Genomic DNA, 15,661 nt, shown 5'->3' on the forward strand with positions numbered 1-15,661 from the left:
ACCTGAACACTGCAGCTCAAAAGGCCCCGCGGTTGGGCGGGGCCTGATCGATTGGGATGCGGTGACGGCGATCAGAGCCCCATGCCACCGAGATTGGGCTCAAGTTGCAGGCCGGTGGGAGGATTGATCACATCCATGTTGAAGATGTTCACCAGTTCCTGTTGGTTGAAGCCTGAGCCAGGGGTGAGAAGGAGGCCTGGCAGATCGCCGATCGGGTTGTTTTGCTCGGCGATGGCGTCGACGGTGCCGGGGCTCAGCTCCGTTTGGCGCAGCAGCGTGAAGCGGTCGGGATCGATCAGCAGATCACGGCTGTTGAACACGCCATCGCCGTTGGTATCGAGCTGGCTGATCCAGTCGTTCAACTGTTGACCAGTGGCCCCGCCGGTTTGACCGCCGCCGGTTTGGCCGCCACCGGTTTGACCGCCTCCGGTTTGGCCGCCTGTGCCGCCACCACCGGTGATCGGGTCGTCGCCACCATCATCAGGGCCGGGACGCTCTTGTTCGAGCGATAGATCGTGGTCAATAACCTTGTTGCGGCTGTTCTTGGTGAGTTTGATCTTCACCCGCTCGCCTGGGGTGAAGTCGTAGTCCTTGCCTTGGTAATTGAAGCTGGCATCCATCCCGTCACCGGGCAGATCTTCCACCGTCAGCCATCCTTTGACCTTGTTGCCTTTGGCCTTGAAGCTGGAGTTGAAGCTGCCGTCGTCGTTGCAGGCGCCTGAAAGATCGATGGCTTTTTTACCGCCTTTGCCTTTCGAGAATCCCTCGAAAGACCAGCCGATGCCGGCGAGGGTGTCAACATTGCCGAGGTCGCCAGAGAAACCGAAGCGTGCCATGAATCTGTGGGGGGTGTGTGGTTGGGGAGGTGTGTTTTCCTCCGATGCACTTACCCTCGCTCGATCGTTGGCAGGCAGCTCTGATCGGCATCAACGCTGGCTGTGATCTTGCTCACAGGGAGGCCGAAGCCCTATCGCGCTCAGGCTCTGAAGCGGTTGGTGGTGTCTCAATGCAAGCGAAGCCAGGAGAACCGACCCGAACGCGGCCGTTCTGGCTGCCTCCACTCGCTCATTCACGTCAGCAGCTCACCGCTCTGAGCCATTCGAGCTCGTGTCGCGATCAATCCTTTGTGAGATGAGCGTATTCGATTAACGCATCACACGCCCCTTGTCAGCCTTTGAGTTTTTAGGAACCGGAAGCACATGATCCTGACTCATTATCCCGCCCGCAATGTTTGCCAGGTCTTCATCCGAAAGTGCTGTACTAGCCTTCACCGATTTTTCTGAAGAACAAGGATTGGACTCCTTGCTGAAGGTCGCTGATCCGTCGGCAATGCTTCCTGGCCTGAGTGTTTCGTCGGACATCTGCTTGGGTTCTCGTTTTTAGAGTCCTAGCGCAGTCGCAGCAGGCATGCAACGCCGATCTCGCGCCATGCCATCGCGCCCATGGAGGGGGCAGCTTGGTGGTCTAGGCCAGCTCCACTACCCTGCGTCTGCCAGCACGTCGGACATTGGCTGGTGGCTGAAAGCCAACAGAGATACGGGACTTCAATGAGGCAATTACTGTCCGAGCTGTCAGTTCAGACCAAGGGCGAGGGGTTCACGAACATCACCGCTGCGATCAATGCTCTGATCGCTCAAAGCAAGATGCGGCAGGGCATTTGCCAGATCTTCGTTAAACACACCAGCTGCTCGCTCACGGTGAACGAGAACGCTGATCCGCGGGTGTTGCGCGATCTCACCACCTATCTCAGAGCCCTGGTGCCCCAGGAGGGGGTGCGCCCCATCAGCGGCGAGGGAGGCCTGCAGCGCTATGCCCATGACGATGAAGGCCCTGACGACATGCCGGCCCACATCCGCACGGCGCTCACCACCACGAGCCTGGGCCTCTCGTTTGACCGGGGGCGTCTGGTGCTGGGCACCTGGCAGGCGGTGTATCTGTGGGAGCACCGGGCCCACGCCCACCAGCGCCAGCTCAGCCTGCATCTGATCGGCGAATGACTCCAACCATGGCCACTCCCATCAGCGTCGTCCACAACCCCTCAGCTGATCAGCTCCGGCAGCTGGGCGTAGCGGATTGGCCGATCTGGAGCTGCGGGGTGAGCACGTTTCCTTGGACCTACGACGCGCAGGAAACCTGCCTGCTGCTGGAGGGTGACGTGACCGTTACACCGGATGGCGATGAACCTGTGCGTTTCGGTGCCGGTGATTTGGTGACCTTCGCCGCTGGGCTGAGCTGCAGCTGGGATGTGCACGTCCCCGTGCGCAAGCACTACCGCTTCGGGTGAGCCAGGCTGGGCCAGACGCAACGCAGGCCGATGGCTGCTGTTCCTCTCACTGCTGATCAGATTGCGGCCTTGCCCCAGCAATGTCCGAACTGGAGCCTGGTGGGCGGGAAGCTGCGGCGTGAACTGCGGTTTGCCGATTTTGTGGAGGCGTTCGGCTTCATGGCCAGGGTGGCGCTGATCGCGGAGGCGATGGGCCACCACCCCGAATGGAGCAACGTGTGGAACCGGGTCACGATCGAGCTCACCACCCACGACACGGGTGGCCTCTCCGATCTCGACCTGCAACTGGCGCAGCGGATTGATGACCTCGCCGGCTGATCTCACGCTCCTGGCACGGGTGCTGCCGCTGGCCATCGGTGCCGCCGTGAGTCCGGTGGTGTTGGTGTGTCAGCTGCTCAATCTCTCCAGCCCCCATCGGGCCCTGGCCCGCAGCGCCGCCTTTTTGCTCGGCTGCACGCTGATGGTGTTGGTGTGGCTGCTGTGTGCCGGATGGATTGCCAGCCTGCTGCCCACGTCCCAACCCGGCCCTGATCCGATCGCGGCGGCCTTGGATGCCACCTTTGCCCTGTTGCTCTGTGCTCTGGGGCAGCGGATCCTGCAACAGCCGCGTCCAAGCGAACCCAAGCCAGCAGCGTCTGGGGTGATGGCGCCGGCCCTGAGTGGTTTGGCCCTGATGGGCTGCAACCTCTCCTCGCTGGTGCTGTTTTTACCCGCCGTGCAAGACATCAGCCGTGCGCCCCTGGCGGGTTCGGCCTGGTGGGGGGCAACCCTGCTGGTGGTTCTGTTCACCTTGCTGCCAGCCTGGCTGCCGCCGCTGCTGGCACTGCTGCTCGGTCGTCGGGGGCGTGCGGCTTTGGCGCGTTTGTCGTCTTGGGTGGTGCCGCGGCAGCGGGGGATCAACGCCTCGGTTTGTTTTGTGTTGGCGCTGGTGCTCGCGCTGCGGGCGTTAGCGCGCGCTTGATCCCCGGGGCGGAATCGTTAAGCCATTGCTGTCGCGTTGCACTTCATAGGCCGGCGAGAGAATTTCAATGCCAGCTGTTGCGAAGCTGTCTTGAATGGCAGCCAGTAAGCGCGACAGGATCGCGCGGTATTGGTTGGCATCGTGGATTCTGGCGTCAAGCTCATAGCTCACATGCCAATCATTCAGGCTGGTTTGCACCACGTTTGGCGCCGGTTCTTGGCAGATGCCGTCGACGGTTGCAGCAGCTTCCAGCAGCAGGGTGTGCACTTGGCGCCACGGCACCTCATAGCCGATGGTGATACAGGCATTCACCGCAACGGGCTGGCCCAGTTCACGGCTGGCCAGGCTGTAGTTGGTCACCGGATTGGCGATCACCATGGCATTGGGAATGCTCACCAGTTCATTCAGGGGTGTGAGGATGCGGGTTACGAGCAACGCCCGTTCCTGCACCGTGCCCACAATGCTGTTGATCGCTACGCGATCTCCTTCTCTGAAACCGCGCGTGTAAATCAACATCAGACCACTGAGGATGTTGGTGGCGATGGCACTGGATCCCAGTGCCGCCAGGATGCCAAGGAACACTCCGGCCCCTTGGAAGGCACGGCTTGTGGAGCCGGGAATGTAGGGAAGGGCAAGCGCTAAGCCCCCAGCCACGATCAGGATTGTGGTGATCCGTGCTGTAGGTAGTGCCCATTCCGGGTAAAACCAGTCGAAGCGAATTGTCTCGCTCTCCAGCGCCCTGAAGACACGCCGATTCAGTTTCAACAAGGTGATGACGATGGCACCAAGCAGCACCAGGGCGATCAGGTTGGGCACCACATTGAGCACACCACCCCATAGCTGCTGTAAGGCCAGCAGCATCTGCTCGCGCAGATCAGCGGCAAGGCCCATGGTTGGTGGAAAAAAGCTCAAGAGCAGGGGCACCATCAGATAGCTGATGGCCGCCAGTGCAGCCCAGTGCAGAGCGCCTCGCCCCAGCTGAAGGCTGCGTTGGATGTGGCCCCGGCTGATCAAGCGGTTGCCCGCCAGGCTGATGTCTGGAAATCGGCGGCTGGCCCTGCCTCCCAACCAGGTTGTGGCGCGTTGGTTCAGGCGGCGTTCCAGCTGGATCAACAGCACATAGCCCAGCAGCACCAGCAGGGCTATGGCCGTGCCGCGCAGCCAGGCTCCCGGTGTGCGCTGGATGCGGTAGCGCTTGATTCCGGTCTGGATCGCCTGCGCGTCGCGTTTGGCTAAGGCGCTTTGGCTCGTTTTGGCCAGTGAAGCAGCCCGTTCATCAATGGCCAGCAACGGTTTGAAGCCGCCGTCTTCCTCGCGGATGCCGACCATGACGTACGGAGGATCGGCCTTGGTGCTGATGCGGGTTGGATCGAAGCTGTAATCCTCCGCCAGGCTGGTGATCTCGTTAGAGAGATGCCTGGCCAGCCGCTCGGGGCTTTGTGCTCCTGCGGCCGATTGCACCACCAGGATCGTTTCTCCCCCCAATTGCACAATCGCGCCCTGAGGCTGCTCAGCAGCTGCTTCCAGCCGTGTGGCCAGAAGCAATTGCAGCACCAGAACGATCCCTGTCAGCCAGAGCCTCATCAGCGTCGAGGTGGAAGCAGTCGCTTCCACCCTGATGACGCCTGGCGTGGGTGACCAGGGATCGTTGTAGTTGTTACGGGATTTACACCAGCACCGGCAATTTGGTGGGATCCATCTGCTGGAAACGCAGCTGCTGGTGTTCGTCCACAGACTCCACATCCACCGCGACGACATGCCCGCCGGTGAATTGCCCGGCCAGGATGCCCTTGGCGATCGGTGTTTCCAGCTCTCGCTGGATGGCGCGCTTCAGCGGCCTGGCTCCGTACACCGGGTCGTAGCCGACGCCGGCGAGCCAATCGAGGGCATCGGCGTTGAGCTGCAGCCCCAGCTTCTTCTCCTCGAGGCGCTTGGCCAGGCGCTGCACTTGCAGTTCCACGATCTGCCGTAGTTCCTCCTGTTTGAGGCTGTGGAAGATGATCGTTTCATCCAGACGATTGAGGAATTCGGGCCGGAAGTGGCCGCGCAGGGCGTCACTCACCCGCGCCTCCATCTCGCTGTGGCGCGCTGGATCGCCGGCCAGATCCAGGATCGACTGGCTGCCGATGTTGCTGGTGAGAATCAGCACGGTGTTGGTGAAATCCACCGTGCGCCCCTGGCCATCGGTGACGCGGCCGTCATCGAGGATCTGCAGCATCACGTTGAACACATCGGGGTGGGCCTTTTCCACCTCGTCGAACAGGATCACTGCGTAGGGCCGGCGCCGCACCGCTTCGGTGAGTTGGCCGCCCTCCTCGTAGCCCACGTAGCCCGGAGGCGCTCCGATTAAACGGCTCACGGCGTGCTTCTCCATGTACTCCGACATGTCGATGCGCACCATCGCTTCCTCGCTGTCGAACAGCTGTGAGGCCAGGGCCTTCGAGAGCTCGGTTTTGCCCACACCGGTGGGGCCGAGGAACAGGAAGCTGGCGATCGGGCGGTTGGGATCGCTCAGCCCGGCGCGGGAGCGCTGGATCGCATCGGCCACGGCCGTCACGGCCTGGGCCTGACCGATCACGCGGGTGTGCAGCTCATCTTCCAGATGCAGCAGTTTCTGCATCTCGCTCTGCACCAGCTTGGCCACCGGGATGCCGGTCCACTTGGCGATCACCTCGGCGATGTCGTCTTCGGTGACCTCCTCGCGCAGCAGCGATTTGTCGCCGCCGCCGGCGCTGAGCTCCTCTTCTTTGGCCGCGAGCTTCTTGTGCAGCCCTGCGAGGGTGCCGTACTCCAGCTCGGCCGCTTTATTGAGGTCATAGCTGCGCTTGGCCTGCTCGATCTGCAGCTGCACCTGCTCGATTTCTTCTTTGATGGAGCCCAGCTCATCGATCGAGCCCTTCTCCTGTTGCCACTGCGCATTGAGGGTGCTCTGCTGCTCGCTCAGATCGGCGAGTTCCTTCTCGAGTCGCTCCAGCCGATCACGGCTGGCGGCATCGGATTCACGCCCGAGGGAGAGCTTCTCCATCTCCAACTGCAGGATGCGGCGATCGAGTTCGTCGATCTGCTCCGGCTTGGAGGTGATCTCCATCTTCAGGCGGGCGGCGGATTCATCCACCAGATCGATCGCCTTGTCGGGCAGGAAGCGATCGGCGATGTAGCGGCTGCTGAGCACAGCGGCCGCCACCAGGGCGTTGTCGGCGATGCGCACGCCGTGGTGCACCTCGTAGCGCTCCTTGAGGCCCCGTAGGATTGAGATGGTGTCCTCCACCGTGGGCTGATCCACAAACACCTGCTGGAAGCGGCGCTCCAGGGCTGGATCTTTTTCGATGTGTTGGCGGTGCTCATCGAGGGTGGTGGCGCCGATGCAGCGCAGTTCGCCCCGGGCCAGCATCGGTTTGAGCAGGTTGCTGGCATCCATGGCGCCGCCGGTGGCCCCGGCACCCACCACGGTGTGGATCTCATCGATGAACAGCACGATCTGCCCTTCGGAGGCGGTCACCTCCTTAAGCACAGCCTTGAGCCGTTCCTCGAACTCACCGCGGTATTTGGCACCGGCAATCAGGGCGCCCATGTCGAGGGCGATGAGCTGACGGTTCTGTAATGCCTGCGGCACATCGCCGTTCACGATCCGCTGGGCGAGACCCTCCACGATCGCGGTCTTGCCCACGCCGGGCTCACCGATCAGCACCGGGTTGTTCTTGGTGCGGCGGCTGAGGATCTGGATCGTGCGGCGGATCTCCTCGTCGCGGCCGATCACTGGATCGAGCTTGCCGTCGCGGGCGGCCTGGGTGAGGTCGCGCCCGTATTTCTCAAGGGATTCGTAGGTGCCTTCGGGGTTCTGGTCGGTCACGGTCTGGGATCCACGGATCGCCTGCACGGCGTCTTTGAGCTTGGCGGCATCGGTGCCGGCCTGCGACAGCAGCTGCTTGCCGCAGCGATCATCGATGGCCAGGGCCAGCAGCAGGTGCTCAATGGCGATGTAGCTGTCGCCGTAGGTGTCTTTGAGGGCGTTGGCCTGATCGAGAACGCTGTTGAGGCCTTTGCCCAGATACACGTTGTCGGGCGGGGCGCTCAAGCTGGGCTGGCCGGCGATGAAGGCATCCACCCGCTGGCTGAGGGTGCCCACATCCACCCCCGCTTTCTCCAGGATTCGGCCGGCCAGGCCTTGCTGAGCCAGCAGGGCTGCGAACAGATGCTCGCTCTCCATCTGCTGCTGGCGGCGCTGCTGCGCCAATTGCTGGGCGGCGACAACGGCGCCCCAGGCTTTTTCGGTGAACAGCTCGGCAGTTGGGTGCATGAAGACCTCCCTCTCTGGGTGGGTTGTCAGAACCGTATGGCCGCTGTTGGAAGCCGGAGGAGAGGAGAACCGAATCGTTTCTGACGGTCCTCCTCCCTGCGGTCGTGCAGACCGGCAAGCGCTGCCGGTTAGCCGTCAGCGAGGCGTGCCGTTGTAGCCCACGTTGGTGATGGTGCGGCCATCAGGAGACACGCTTACTTGTGTTTCGGTGGTGGGGGCAAGGCCTTCCTGCTGCCAGCCGGGGGCACCGCCGAGGAAGCGGAAGGTGAAGCCCTGGCTGTTGTTCTGAATCAGGCAGGAACCGCCGCCATCGCTGGTGTTGAACATGCAGGCCGCCGGGCGATACACGGACAGGCCGCCGTTGTTATTCACCGCCCAGTTCCTGGCAAGATTCACCGCGCGCACGTTGGAATCTGTCACCTGGGCCAGCGCCGCACCGGCAGAGAGAGCCGCTGTGGCAGCCGCCATCAGCGAGAAACGAAGAGTTTTGAGTGCCATGACGCACGAGTCACACCATTTCAGTGTGGCGATCTGCTGCAGGTTGCGCAGCGTGGATGACGCAGCTCGTTACTGAACTGCTATCACGTGGCTATCGCTCATCCTGCATCCCTGATGGGTTCCGCATCGATTCGCCGGCGTTCTGTTAGCGCATTTGCATCGGCGTTGGTCTTGGCCCTGCTCGTGCCAGCAGCCGGAGTCGCCCGCGATGGAGGTGGCGGTCATGCCGGTGGTGGTTTTCACGGCGGTGGTGGTGGCCACGGTGGCGGCGGTCATCGCGCAGCTGGTGGTTATCACCATCAGTACGGCGGCGGGGCCCGCACACCTGCGCTCCATCACAACATCAGCCGCGACGACTACAACCGCGCCACCAATAACGGCCGCGACCGCTTTGAGCCCAGCCGCCTGGGCTGGGGCAACCGCAACTGGAATCAGCGTGATTGGAGCGGCGATCACTGGGGGTATGACAACTGGGGCAATCGCTGGAATGGCGGTTGGAACAACCACTGGAGCAACGGTGGCTTCTGGGGCGATCGCCCTTGGAGCTACGGCTGGTACAACTGGTCGCCCAACACCTGGGGATGGTGGGGCGGCAATGCTGAGGCCTGGGGCTTGGCTGGCTTGGCCACCGGCGCGGTGATCACCGATCTTGTGAACAATGCCAGCGATCAGCAGTCGCCTGTGATTGAGGTGCCGGATAGCAACTACCAACTCAATTACGGCACGGTGGATGCCGTGGGCAACAGTGGTGCCAACTTCAGTTATTCGGTGGCCAGCAGCGCACCGGTTCAGGGTGGTGCCAACTGTCAGGAGGGGCTGCTGGATGGTCAGGTTCCCTCCAGTGCTGCTCAGGCACAGCTGCTCAACGCCGCATGTCAGGTGGCCTACGGGCCAGATCCCAAGGGCTCTCCACTGACACGCCTTTGGTCACCCTCTCCTGCAGTGCGGGAGTGGTTGCTGCTCCTGCTGGGCGGTGGCATCGGCTTCGGTGGCTACGCGTTGTTCAAGCGAGCGCAGAAAACCTCCTGAGGGTTATGTGACAGTCCGCTGCAGAACGGTCCTCCTTTTGCAGCGGGGGTGGTCACGATTGGGGCGTTGTTGTGCTGGTGTCGCCAGCTTCCTTGGATGCGTCGCTCTTCACGCTTCTCGGCCGCCGTTCTCTCCGCACTGCTGCTGGGAACCATCGCCTCACCCTTGCTAGGCCACGCCCGCGGTGGCGGCGGTGGACGCGGGGGTGGTGGTTTTCATGGCGGTGGTGGCGGCCGCAGTTGGGGTGGTGCTGGCCGTGATGGCAGCAGCTGGGGCGGCGGTAACTACCACTTCCAGAACAATGACTGGAAGCGTGGCTATCAAGGTGATCACCCGATGTATGGAGCTGGTGCACGCGACAGCTTCAACAACGACAAGATCAACGTGAATAACAACTTCTACCGCCGTGATTACAACGGCTGGAACGACAACTGGCGCAACGGCGGCTATTGGAATAACCGCCCCTGGAACCACGGTTGGTACAACAACGGTTGGGGTGGCTGGGGTTGGTGGGGTGCCAACGCCGCAGCCTGGGGTGTGGCTGGTCTGGCCACCGGCGCCGCGATCACGGGATTGGTCGATGCTGCGTCCAACAACAGCTCACCGGTGATCGTGGTGCCCAACACCAGCTATGAGCTCAACTACGGCTCCGTTGAGGGTGTGGGCAGCTATGGCGTGAGCTTCAACTACAACGTGGATGGCAGCAGCTTGATGGGCGCTGCCAATTGCCAGCAGGGCCTGCTCAATGGTCAGGTGCCTGGTACATCTGATCAGGCACAGCTGCTCAATGCGGTGTGCCAGGTGGCCTACGGCTCCGGAAGCTGACGCCGTTGGCTCAGGCCGTCCCCTGCCGGCAGGGGGACGGCCCCTTGGGCTTGTCCACACAAGCGGGTTGGGCAGCCGTCGGGTCCGTAGATCGCATCATTGGGCGAGAGGCAGCCGAGCTTGTTTTTGGCGGCCACCTCGTCGGGCGGCAGACGCATCGGTTGAATGTCGCCAGCTGAGACATTCACGATCGCTGGGCAGCTGCTGGCAGGCAGGACTGGCTGGCCTGGTTTGAACACTGCCGGTGTTCCGCCGCCGCGGATCAGCTTCAGGGCGGGGTCGCTGGCTTGCGCCTGGGCCATGGCGCTGCCGCTGAGCAACAGCAAGGGAATCGCCAGATGGCTCAGCTTGCGGAAGGCGCTCGCCATGATGGCGCTGCAATGGCGCTCCAGTGTGGCGGATGGATCAGGAATCACGGTCTGAGTTGCTGAAGCGACTGGCGGATGAGTCGTTTGCGTTTGATGGCACCGCCAGCGATCCGGAGCGCAATTGCTGGCTGGTGGTGCACCGGCATCTCCATGGCGTCCTCCCGAGCGAATACGACATCCGGGAGATCGATGAAGCCCTCTACCTGGAGGTGCTCGAGCAGCGGAGGGCTCTTTCGGCCCGTTGAGAGCCGGAGCCTTGGATCAGGGGAGGAATGGCCGGCAGGGCTGATTGCCGCAGAAATGTTGCCGCAGCAGCAGCCTGTTGGGCGGGATTGCGCGGTGGGGTGAGCCGCTGAACAGAGCCCGGCATCGTGAACGGGGCGGTGGTCTTCACCTTGGCGCCGGATCCGGCGTCCGGCAACCGCTACCGCCCACAAAAAAGCCGCCCCTCGGGGCGGCTTAGTGCAGCAGGGGCTGATGAGAATCAGGCCCAGCCCTTCTGGCTCATCGATTCCACGTAGGCAGCCACATCAGCGATGTCATCGGCGCTGAGCTTGCCACCGAAGGCGGGCATGGCGTTCTTGCCGTTGGTCACCTGATATTGGATGGCCTCTTCATGGCCAGCGCTGTAGTTAGCCAGGTAGGCCTCGAGGGCATCTTTCTTGAGGGTGCGCTCAGCGTTCACCACGTTGCCGCCGCCCATGTGGCAAGCAGCGCAGTTGGCGGAGAACACCTGAGCACCGTGATCGGCGTCAGCGGCGAAGCTGGGGGCAGCACCCAGCACCAGCGCCAGGCAAAGGGCAATGACAGAGAGAAGACGGCGCATTGGAGCTCGTGCAACCTGGCCAAATTAGAAGGCCACTGTTCCATCTGTGCGGGATGCTGCAGAGGTTCGCAACATTTGAAACGTCTGCCGCTGTCAGGGTTGCTAGGGGTTGGCGCTAGCCGCGATGGCGCAACCCGGCGTCGTCGAACACCGCTTCGAGCGTGGGGGCGTGACTCACCAGTCCGAAGCGCTCCGGTGGGCTGATCGGGTGGTGCACAAAGTGGCGCTGGCGAATGGAGAAGCGATCCCAGGCATTCACCTCAATGCGCAACAGCTTGATCAGCCCTTCAATCAGCCAACCCTGAAGGTCGACGCCCACCGGCGGCAGCCAGCTGCGGCGCCAGCGGCACAGCCGCTTCACCGTGTCGTTCACGCTGACAGCGGGTTGGCCCAGCACTAGGCGCCGCACCGCACCTTGCCCGGGTTCAGGATTGGCCTGATGGGGGCTGGTGGCCAGGTGCACGCACACCCGCGCGATGTCAGCGGCATGGATGAAGTGGAAGGAGGCATCGGCGCGAAGCCATTTGGCCAGCCAGAGCCAGCGCGCGCCCTCCTTCAGGCCTTCTGTGAGGTAGCTGGTGGGAAAAGGGCCGCTCCGATCGACGCGGCCTCCGAACACGAGGGTGGGAAACACCGCCACGATCCGCTCGGCCAGGGGGTGCTGCTCGAGCTCACCCAAACACTGCGCTTTGGTTTGGATGTATTCGGTGCCATAGGCCATCGCCTCCGGCAGCAGCTCGAGATCTCGGTTGAGGATGCTGGCGGTGGAGAAATACACCACCTGCTCCAGCACCGCTGGATCAGTGGCCGCCAGCATCTGTTTCACCGCCACCACGTTCACCTGCTGGGCCCGCTGGGGGTCACCCCAGGCGGTGGCGGTGTGAATGATGCGCGTCGCTGAAGCGATTGCTGCCCGGTGGGGTTCAGGATCCCTCAGATCCCCCACCAGCAGCGTGATGCGCGGATGATCCGCCGGCACCGCCGTGAGCTTGGCGGGGTCCCGGAGCCAGAGCAGCAGCTGCGCGTCGGTTTCCCGCAGCAGCTGCTCCGCAATGTGTTGACCAACGCACCCGGAGGCGCCGGTGATCAGGATCCTGGCCGGCGCTGCCTGGTGGCTCAAGCGGCAGCTCCGAGGCGCTCCATCACGCTCTTGCCAGCTTCGAAGAAGAACTGACCGTTCTCTTCAGGCGTGCCGGGCAGGATGCCGTGGCCCAGGTTGAGGATGTGCTTGCGGCCGCGGGCCTTGCGCACCGTGTCGTCGATGCGCTCCTGGATCGCCTTGTGACTGCCGAACAGCAGGCCGGGATCCACGTTGCCCTGCACACCCACGTGCTCCGGCAGGCGGGCGAGGCCCTCAGCCATGTCCACGGTCCAATCGAGCGACACGATGTCGACACCGGTGCGGGCCATCCGTTCGATCACGCCGGCGCTGCCGGAGATGTAGAGGATGAAGGGGGTGTCGGGGTGGGTCTGCTTCACCAGGTCCACCACCTTCTTCTGATACGGCGCCGCGAAGGTGTCGTAATCGGCGGGGCTGAGCTGGCCGGCCCAGGAATCAAACATCTGCACCACCTGAGCGCCGGAATCGATCTGGTAGCGCAGGTAGGCCGCGATCGATTCAGCGAAGTGATCCAGCAGCTTGTGCAGCAGCTCGGGTTCGCGGAAGGCCATCGCCTTGATCACCGCGTAGTTCTTGCTGCTCTTGCCTTCCACCACATAGGCGGCCAGGGTCCAGGGAGCACCCACGAAACCGAGCACCGCGGCCTGGTTGCCCACGGCGCTGCGCAGGCGGGTGAGCACCTCACCCACAAACGGCATGCTTTCGGCCGGGTTGAGGGGGGTCAGCGCCTCCACCTGGGCCATCGAGCGGATTGGGTCGTGGATCAGCGGGCCCTTGCTCTCCACGATGTCGAAGTTGATCCCCATCCCCGGCAGGGGGGTGAGGATGTCGGAGAAGAGGATCACGCCGTCGGGCTTGAAGGCCTCGAAGGGCTGCATCGAGATCTCAAACGAGAGATCCGGGTTCTCCGAGCGTTCGCGGAAGCCGGGATGGCGGTCGCGCAGGTCGCGGTACACCTTCATGTAGCGGCCGGCCTGGCGCATCATCCACACCGGAGGCCGCTCCACCTGCTCACCTCGGGCGGCGCGCAGCAGCAGGGGGGCGGTTTCGGTCATGAATGAAGGGGACGCGAAGCGCGAACTTACCCGAGCGAACCCCCAATCGAGGCCTTCCAGCCGCTGGCTTCTGCCGCTTCGTCACGAACTTCAGCGTCGCGTTCCTGGCTGCGCTGTTCATCGCGTTGGAACACCAGCACCGAGAGGGGCGGCAGGCAGAGGTCGAGGGAGTGTTCGTAGCCGTGGATGCCCCATTGGTCGGTGAACTTGCCGCCGAGGTTCCCCAGGTTGCTGCCGCCGTAGCGCTCGGAATCGGTGTTGAACACCTCGTTGTAGAAGCCGCTCATCGGTACGCCGATGCGGTAGTGGGAGTGGCTCTGGGGTGTGAAGTTGGCCACCACCACCACCCAGCGGCCGGTGGTGCTCTCCCGGCGCATGAAGCTGATCACGGAGTGGCGGTTGTCGTTGCAATCGATCCACTGGAAGCCGAAATCGCTGAAGTCGTCGCCCCACAGCGCCCGTTCCGATTTGTAGAACACGTTGAGGTCGTCCACCAGGCGCTGCAGGCCCTGGTGCGGTTCGTACTGGAGCAGCTCCCACTCCAGATCGCCCCACACGTTCCATTCGCCCCGCTGGCCGAATTCCATCCCCATGAAGATGGTCTTCTTGCCGGGGTGGGTCCACATGTAGGCGAGCAGCGCCCGCACGTTGGCGAACTTCTGCCAGTCGTCGCCCGGCATCTTGTGCAGCAGGTTGCTCTTGCCGTGCACCACCTCGTCGTGGCTGAGGGCGAGCATGAAGTTCTCGGTGTAGGCGTACCAGATGGAGAACGTCACATTGTTCTGGTGGAACTGGCGGAACCAGGGATCGAGCTCGAAGTAATCGAGCATGTCGTGCATCCAGCCCATGTTCCACTTGAGGTTGAAGCCCAGACCCCCCATGTCGGTGGGCTTGGTCACCATTGGCCAGGTGGTGGATTCCTCCGCGATGGAAAGCGCGCCGGGGAAGTGCTCGAACAGCACGTGGTTGGCCTGCTGGAGGAAGCGCACCGCTTCGGTGTTCTCGCGGCCACCGTGCTCGTTGGGGATCCACTCCCCGTCAGGGCGGAGGTAGTCGCGGTAGAGCATCGAGGCCACCGCATCGACGCGGATGCCATCGATGTGGAACTGCTCAAACCAATACACCAGGTTTGCCACCAGGAAGTTGCGAACTTCGTTGCGGCTGTAGTTGAAGATCAGCGTGCCCCATTCCTTGTGCTCGCCAATGCGCGGATCGGCGTGCTCATAGAGATGCTGGCCGTCGAAGAAGGCCAGGCCATGGGCATCCTTGGGGAAGTGGCCCGGCACCCAGTCGAGAATCACGCCGATCCCTTCGGCGTGGCAGCGATCCACGAAAGCGCGGAATTCATCGGGGCTGCCGAAGCGGCTGGTGGGGGCGTACCAGCCCGTGACCTGATAACCCCAGGAGCCATCGAAGGGATGCTCCGAGAGGGGCATCAGCTCGATGTGGGTGAAGCCCCGGGCCTTCACGTAGGGGATCACCCGATCGGCGAGTTCCGGGTAGGTGAGCAGGCGGGCACCAGGCTTGAGGTCGGCGGCCGGCACCGGCGGGCGCGCTGTGCCATCGGCCTCGATGTAGGGCTGATCGGCGCTGGCATGCATCCAGCTGCCCAGGTGCATCTCGTACACCGCAATCGGCTGATCCAGCGGATTGCGGCTGTCCCGTTCGGCCATCCAGGCCCCATCGCCCCACTGGTAGCCGGCCAGGGCCTCAACAATCGAGCCGTTGTTGGGGCGCACCTCGTGGCGGAAGCCGTAGGGATCGGCCTTCTGGTAGCAGTGCCCCTCCTGGGTGCGGATCTCGTATTTGTAAATCTCACCGGCCTTCAGGCCAGGGATGAACAGCTCCCAGCAGCCGCCCAGGCGGGCCTGCATGGGGTGATGGCGGCCATCCCAGCTGTTGAAGTTGCCCAGCAACGACACGCTGCGGGCATTGGGGGCCCACAGGCAGAACATCACGCCGGCGACGCCATTGCGGCTCACCACATGGGCGCCCATGCGTTCCCAGATGTGGTGGTGATTGCCTTCGGCGAACAGATGGCGATCCATCTCGCCCATCCACTCGTCGCGGAAGGCCCAGGGGTCGTGGGCCACGTGCTCAATGCCGCCCCGCAGCACGTGCACCTGATAGCCGCTGCCGGGGTCGTGGGGCAGTTCGGCCTCGAAGATCCAGGGGTGATGGGGGGTGGCCATCGGCATCGCCGTGCCACCCGTCATCAACTCAACCCGCTCGGCCTCGGGCATCCAAACCCGCACGGCCCAGTTGCCGTTGTCGAGGGGTTGGGGACCCAGCACCGCAAACGGGTGGTCATGCCGGCATTCCGCCAGGCGCTGGGCATCGTCCACCATCCAGTCGAGCTGAGCCAGCACAGGCCTGAGTGCAAAAGCGTGGCTGGGAG

At 63.2% G+C, this 15,661-nt stretch carries 16 protein-coding genes; 7 read left to right on the forward strand and 9 right to left on the reverse strand.

What is annotated here, in order from left to right; all coding sequences use genetic code 11:
• Nucleotides 1–71: 71 nt before the first annotated feature.
• Nucleotides 72–836 (reverse strand): hypothetical protein, encoded by a 765-nt coding sequence (locus tag KUL97_RS02410; RefSeq protein WP_217795372.1) that lies wholly within the window; start codon nucleotides 834–836, stop codon nucleotides 72–74.
• A gap of 711 nt (nucleotides 837–1,547) precedes the next feature.
• Here KUL97_RS02410 and KUL97_RS02415 point away from each other — a divergent pair.
• The 4 genes from KUL97_RS02415 to KUL97_RS02430 are packed head-to-tail and all read left to right on the forward strand — an operon-like array spanning nucleotide 1,548 to nucleotide 3,245.
• The gene (locus tag KUL97_RS02415) at nucleotides 1,548–1,997 is read left to right on the forward strand and encodes a secondary thiamine-phosphate synthase enzyme YjbQ (protein ID WP_217795373.1); all 450 of its coding nucleotides are present in this window, start codon (nucleotides 1,548–1,550) and stop codon (nucleotides 1,995–1,997) included.
• A gap of 8 nt (nucleotides 1,998–2,005) precedes the next feature.
• Nucleotides 2,006–2,284, forward strand: coding sequence for a cupin domain-containing protein (locus KUL97_RS02420; RefSeq protein ID WP_254896090.1), 279 nt, complete (start codon nucleotides 2,006–2,008; stop codon nucleotides 2,282–2,284).
• Between the two features lie 30 nt (nucleotides 2,285–2,314).
• Nucleotides 2,315–2,602 carry a 4a-hydroxytetrahydrobiopterin dehydratase gene (locus tag KUL97_RS02425; RefSeq protein ID WP_217795375.1) on the forward strand — a complete coding sequence of 96 codons (288 nt, stop codon included), beginning with the start codon at nucleotides 2,315–2,317 and terminating at the stop codon, nucleotides 2,600–2,602.
• The gene (locus KUL97_RS02430; protein ID WP_217795376.1) at nucleotides 2,586–3,245 is read left to right on the forward strand and encodes a GAP family protein; all 660 of its coding nucleotides are present in this window, start codon (nucleotides 2,586–2,588) and stop codon (nucleotides 3,243–3,245) included. The genes KUL97_RS02425 and KUL97_RS02430 overlap by 17 nt, the downstream gene beginning before the upstream one ends.
• On the opposite strand, the gene KUL97_RS02435 is transcribed toward KUL97_RS02430, so the two are convergent.
• From KUL97_RS02435 to KUL97_RS02445, 3 genes are all read right to left on the reverse strand, one after another.
• Nucleotides 3,231–4,829, reverse strand: a complete 1,599-nt coding sequence (locus tag KUL97_RS02435; RefSeq protein WP_254896091.1) for a mechanosensitive ion channel family protein — start codon at nucleotides 4,827–4,829, stop codon at nucleotides 3,231–3,233. The genes KUL97_RS02430 and KUL97_RS02435 overlap by 15 nt on opposite strands.
• A gap of 82 nt (nucleotides 4,830–4,911) precedes the next feature.
• On the reverse strand, nucleotides 4,912–7,542 hold the full coding sequence (clpB, locus tag KUL97_RS02440; protein ID WP_217795377.1) for an ATP-dependent chaperone ClpB: 2,631 nt from the start codon (nucleotides 7,540–7,542) through the stop codon (nucleotides 4,912–4,914).
• A gap of 135 nt (nucleotides 7,543–7,677) precedes the next feature.
• Nucleotides 7,678–8,010 carry a hypothetical protein gene (locus KUL97_RS02445; protein WP_254896092.1) on the reverse strand — a complete coding sequence of 111 codons (333 nt, stop codon included), beginning with the start codon at nucleotides 8,008–8,010 and terminating at the stop codon, nucleotides 7,678–7,680.
• Between the two features lie 201 nt (nucleotides 8,011–8,211).
• On the opposite strand from KUL97_RS02445, the gene KUL97_RS02450 reads away from it, so the two are divergent.
• Together KUL97_RS02450 and KUL97_RS02455 are read left to right on the forward strand one after the other, a co-directional pair.
• Nucleotides 8,212–9,069, forward strand: coding sequence for a hypothetical protein (locus tag KUL97_RS02450; protein WP_217795379.1), 858 nt, complete (start codon nucleotides 8,212–8,214; stop codon nucleotides 9,067–9,069).
• A gap of 96 nt (nucleotides 9,070–9,165) precedes the next feature.
• Nucleotides 9,166–9,894, forward strand: coding sequence for a hypothetical protein (locus KUL97_RS02455; protein ID WP_254896093.1), 729 nt, complete (start codon nucleotides 9,166–9,168; stop codon nucleotides 9,892–9,894).
• Here KUL97_RS02455 and KUL97_RS02460 read toward each other — a convergent pair.
• The gene (locus KUL97_RS02460) at nucleotides 9,876–10,262 is read right to left on the reverse strand and encodes a hypothetical protein (RefSeq protein WP_217795380.1); all 387 of its coding nucleotides are present in this window, start codon (nucleotides 10,260–10,262) and stop codon (nucleotides 9,876–9,878) included. The two genes, KUL97_RS02455 and KUL97_RS02460, sit on opposite strands and share 19 nt — an antisense overlap.
• Nucleotides 10,263–10,294: 32 nt before the next feature.
• On the opposite strand from KUL97_RS02460, the gene KUL97_RS02465 reads away from it, so the two are divergent.
• Nucleotides 10,295–10,507 (forward strand): hypothetical protein, encoded by a 213-nt coding sequence (locus tag KUL97_RS02465; RefSeq protein WP_217795381.1) that lies wholly within the window; start codon nucleotides 10,295–10,297, stop codon nucleotides 10,505–10,507.
• 239 nt (nucleotides 10,508–10,746) lie between these two features.
• Here the strand turns inward: KUL97_RS02465 and KUL97_RS02470 are convergent, their stop codons facing one another.
• From KUL97_RS02470 to glgB, 4 genes are all read right to left on the reverse strand, one after another.
• Complete coding sequence (locus KUL97_RS02470; protein ID WP_010307448.1) at nucleotides 10,747–11,088, reverse strand: c-type cytochrome; 342 nt, start codon at nucleotides 11,086–11,088, stop codon at nucleotides 10,747–10,749.
• 115 nt (nucleotides 11,089–11,203) lie between these two features.
• Nucleotides 11,204–12,208, reverse strand: a complete 1,005-nt coding sequence (locus KUL97_RS02475; protein WP_217795382.1) for an NAD(P)-dependent oxidoreductase — start codon at nucleotides 12,206–12,208, stop codon at nucleotides 11,204–11,206.
• Complete coding sequence (hemE, locus tag KUL97_RS02480; RefSeq protein ID WP_217795383.1) at nucleotides 12,205–13,263, reverse strand: uroporphyrinogen decarboxylase; 1,059 nt, start codon at nucleotides 13,261–13,263, stop codon at nucleotides 12,205–12,207. The genes KUL97_RS02475 and hemE overlap by 4 nt, the downstream gene beginning before the upstream one ends.
• Nucleotides 13,264–13,289: 26 nt before the next feature.
• Complete coding sequence (gene glgB, locus KUL97_RS02485) at nucleotides 13,290–15,611, reverse strand: 1,4-alpha-glucan branching protein GlgB (RefSeq protein ID WP_217795508.1); 2,322 nt, start codon at nucleotides 15,609–15,611, stop codon at nucleotides 13,290–13,292.
• Between the last annotated feature and the right edge of the window lie 50 nt (nucleotides 15,612–15,661).

The sequence above is a fragment of the Synechococcus sp. HK05 genome (assembly GCF_019104765.1).
Taxonomy (GTDB): Bacteria; Cyanobacteriota; Cyanobacteriia; order PCC-6307; family Cyanobiaceae; genus Vulcanococcus.

Bases quoted from the DNA above. Each gene is read 5' to 3' on its own strand.
- KUL97_RS02415 (WP_217795373.1), top strand. From the start codon at position 1,548: ATGAGGCAATTACTGTCCGAGCTGTCAGTTCAGACCAAGGGCGAGGGG.
- glgB (WP_217795508.1), bottom strand. From the start codon at position 15,611: ATGGTGGACGATGCCCAGCGCCTGGCGGAATGCCGGCATGACCACCCG.
- KUL97_RS02455 (WP_254896093.1), top strand. From the start codon at position 9,166: ATGCGTCGCTCTTCACGCTTCTCGGCCGCCGTTCTCTCCGCACTGCTG.
- hemE (WP_217795383.1), bottom strand. From the start codon at position 13,263: ATGACCGAAACCGCCCCCCTGCTGCTGCGCGCCGCCCGAGGTGAGCAG.
- KUL97_RS02410 (WP_217795372.1), bottom strand. From the start codon at position 836: ATGGCACGCTTCGGTTTCTCTGGCGACCTCGGCAATGTTGACACCCTC.
- KUL97_RS02420 (WP_254896090.1), top strand. From the start codon at position 2,006: ATGGCCACTCCCATCAGCGTCGTCCACAACCCCTCAGCTGATCAGCTC.
- KUL97_RS02430 (WP_217795376.1), top strand. From the start codon at position 2,586: ATGACCTCGCCGGCTGATCTCACGCTCCTGGCACGGGTGCTGCCGCTG.
- KUL97_RS02435 (WP_254896091.1), bottom strand. From the start codon at position 4,829: ATGAGGCTCTGGCTGACAGGGATCGTTCTGGTGCTGCAATTGCTTCTG.
- KUL97_RS02460 (WP_217795380.1), bottom strand. From the start codon at position 10,262: ATGGCGAGCGCCTTCCGCAAGCTGAGCCATCTGGCGATTCCCTTGCTG.
- KUL97_RS02425 (WP_217795375.1), top strand. From the start codon at position 2,315: ATGGCTGCTGTTCCTCTCACTGCTGATCAGATTGCGGCCTTGCCCCAG.
- KUL97_RS02465 (WP_217795381.1), top strand. From the start codon at position 10,295: ATGGATCAGGAATCACGGTCTGAGTTGCTGAAGCGACTGGCGGATGAG.
- KUL97_RS02445 (WP_254896092.1), bottom strand. From the start codon at position 8,010: ATGGCGGCTGCCACAGCGGCTCTCTCTGCCGGTGCGGCGCTGGCCCAG.
- KUL97_RS02470 (WP_010307448.1), bottom strand. From the start codon at position 11,088: ATGCGCCGTCTTCTCTCTGTCATTGCCCTTTGCCTGGCGCTGGTGCTG.
- clpB (WP_217795377.1), bottom strand. From the start codon at position 7,542: ATGCACCCAACTGCCGAGCTGTTCACCGAAAAAGCCTGGGGCGCCGTT.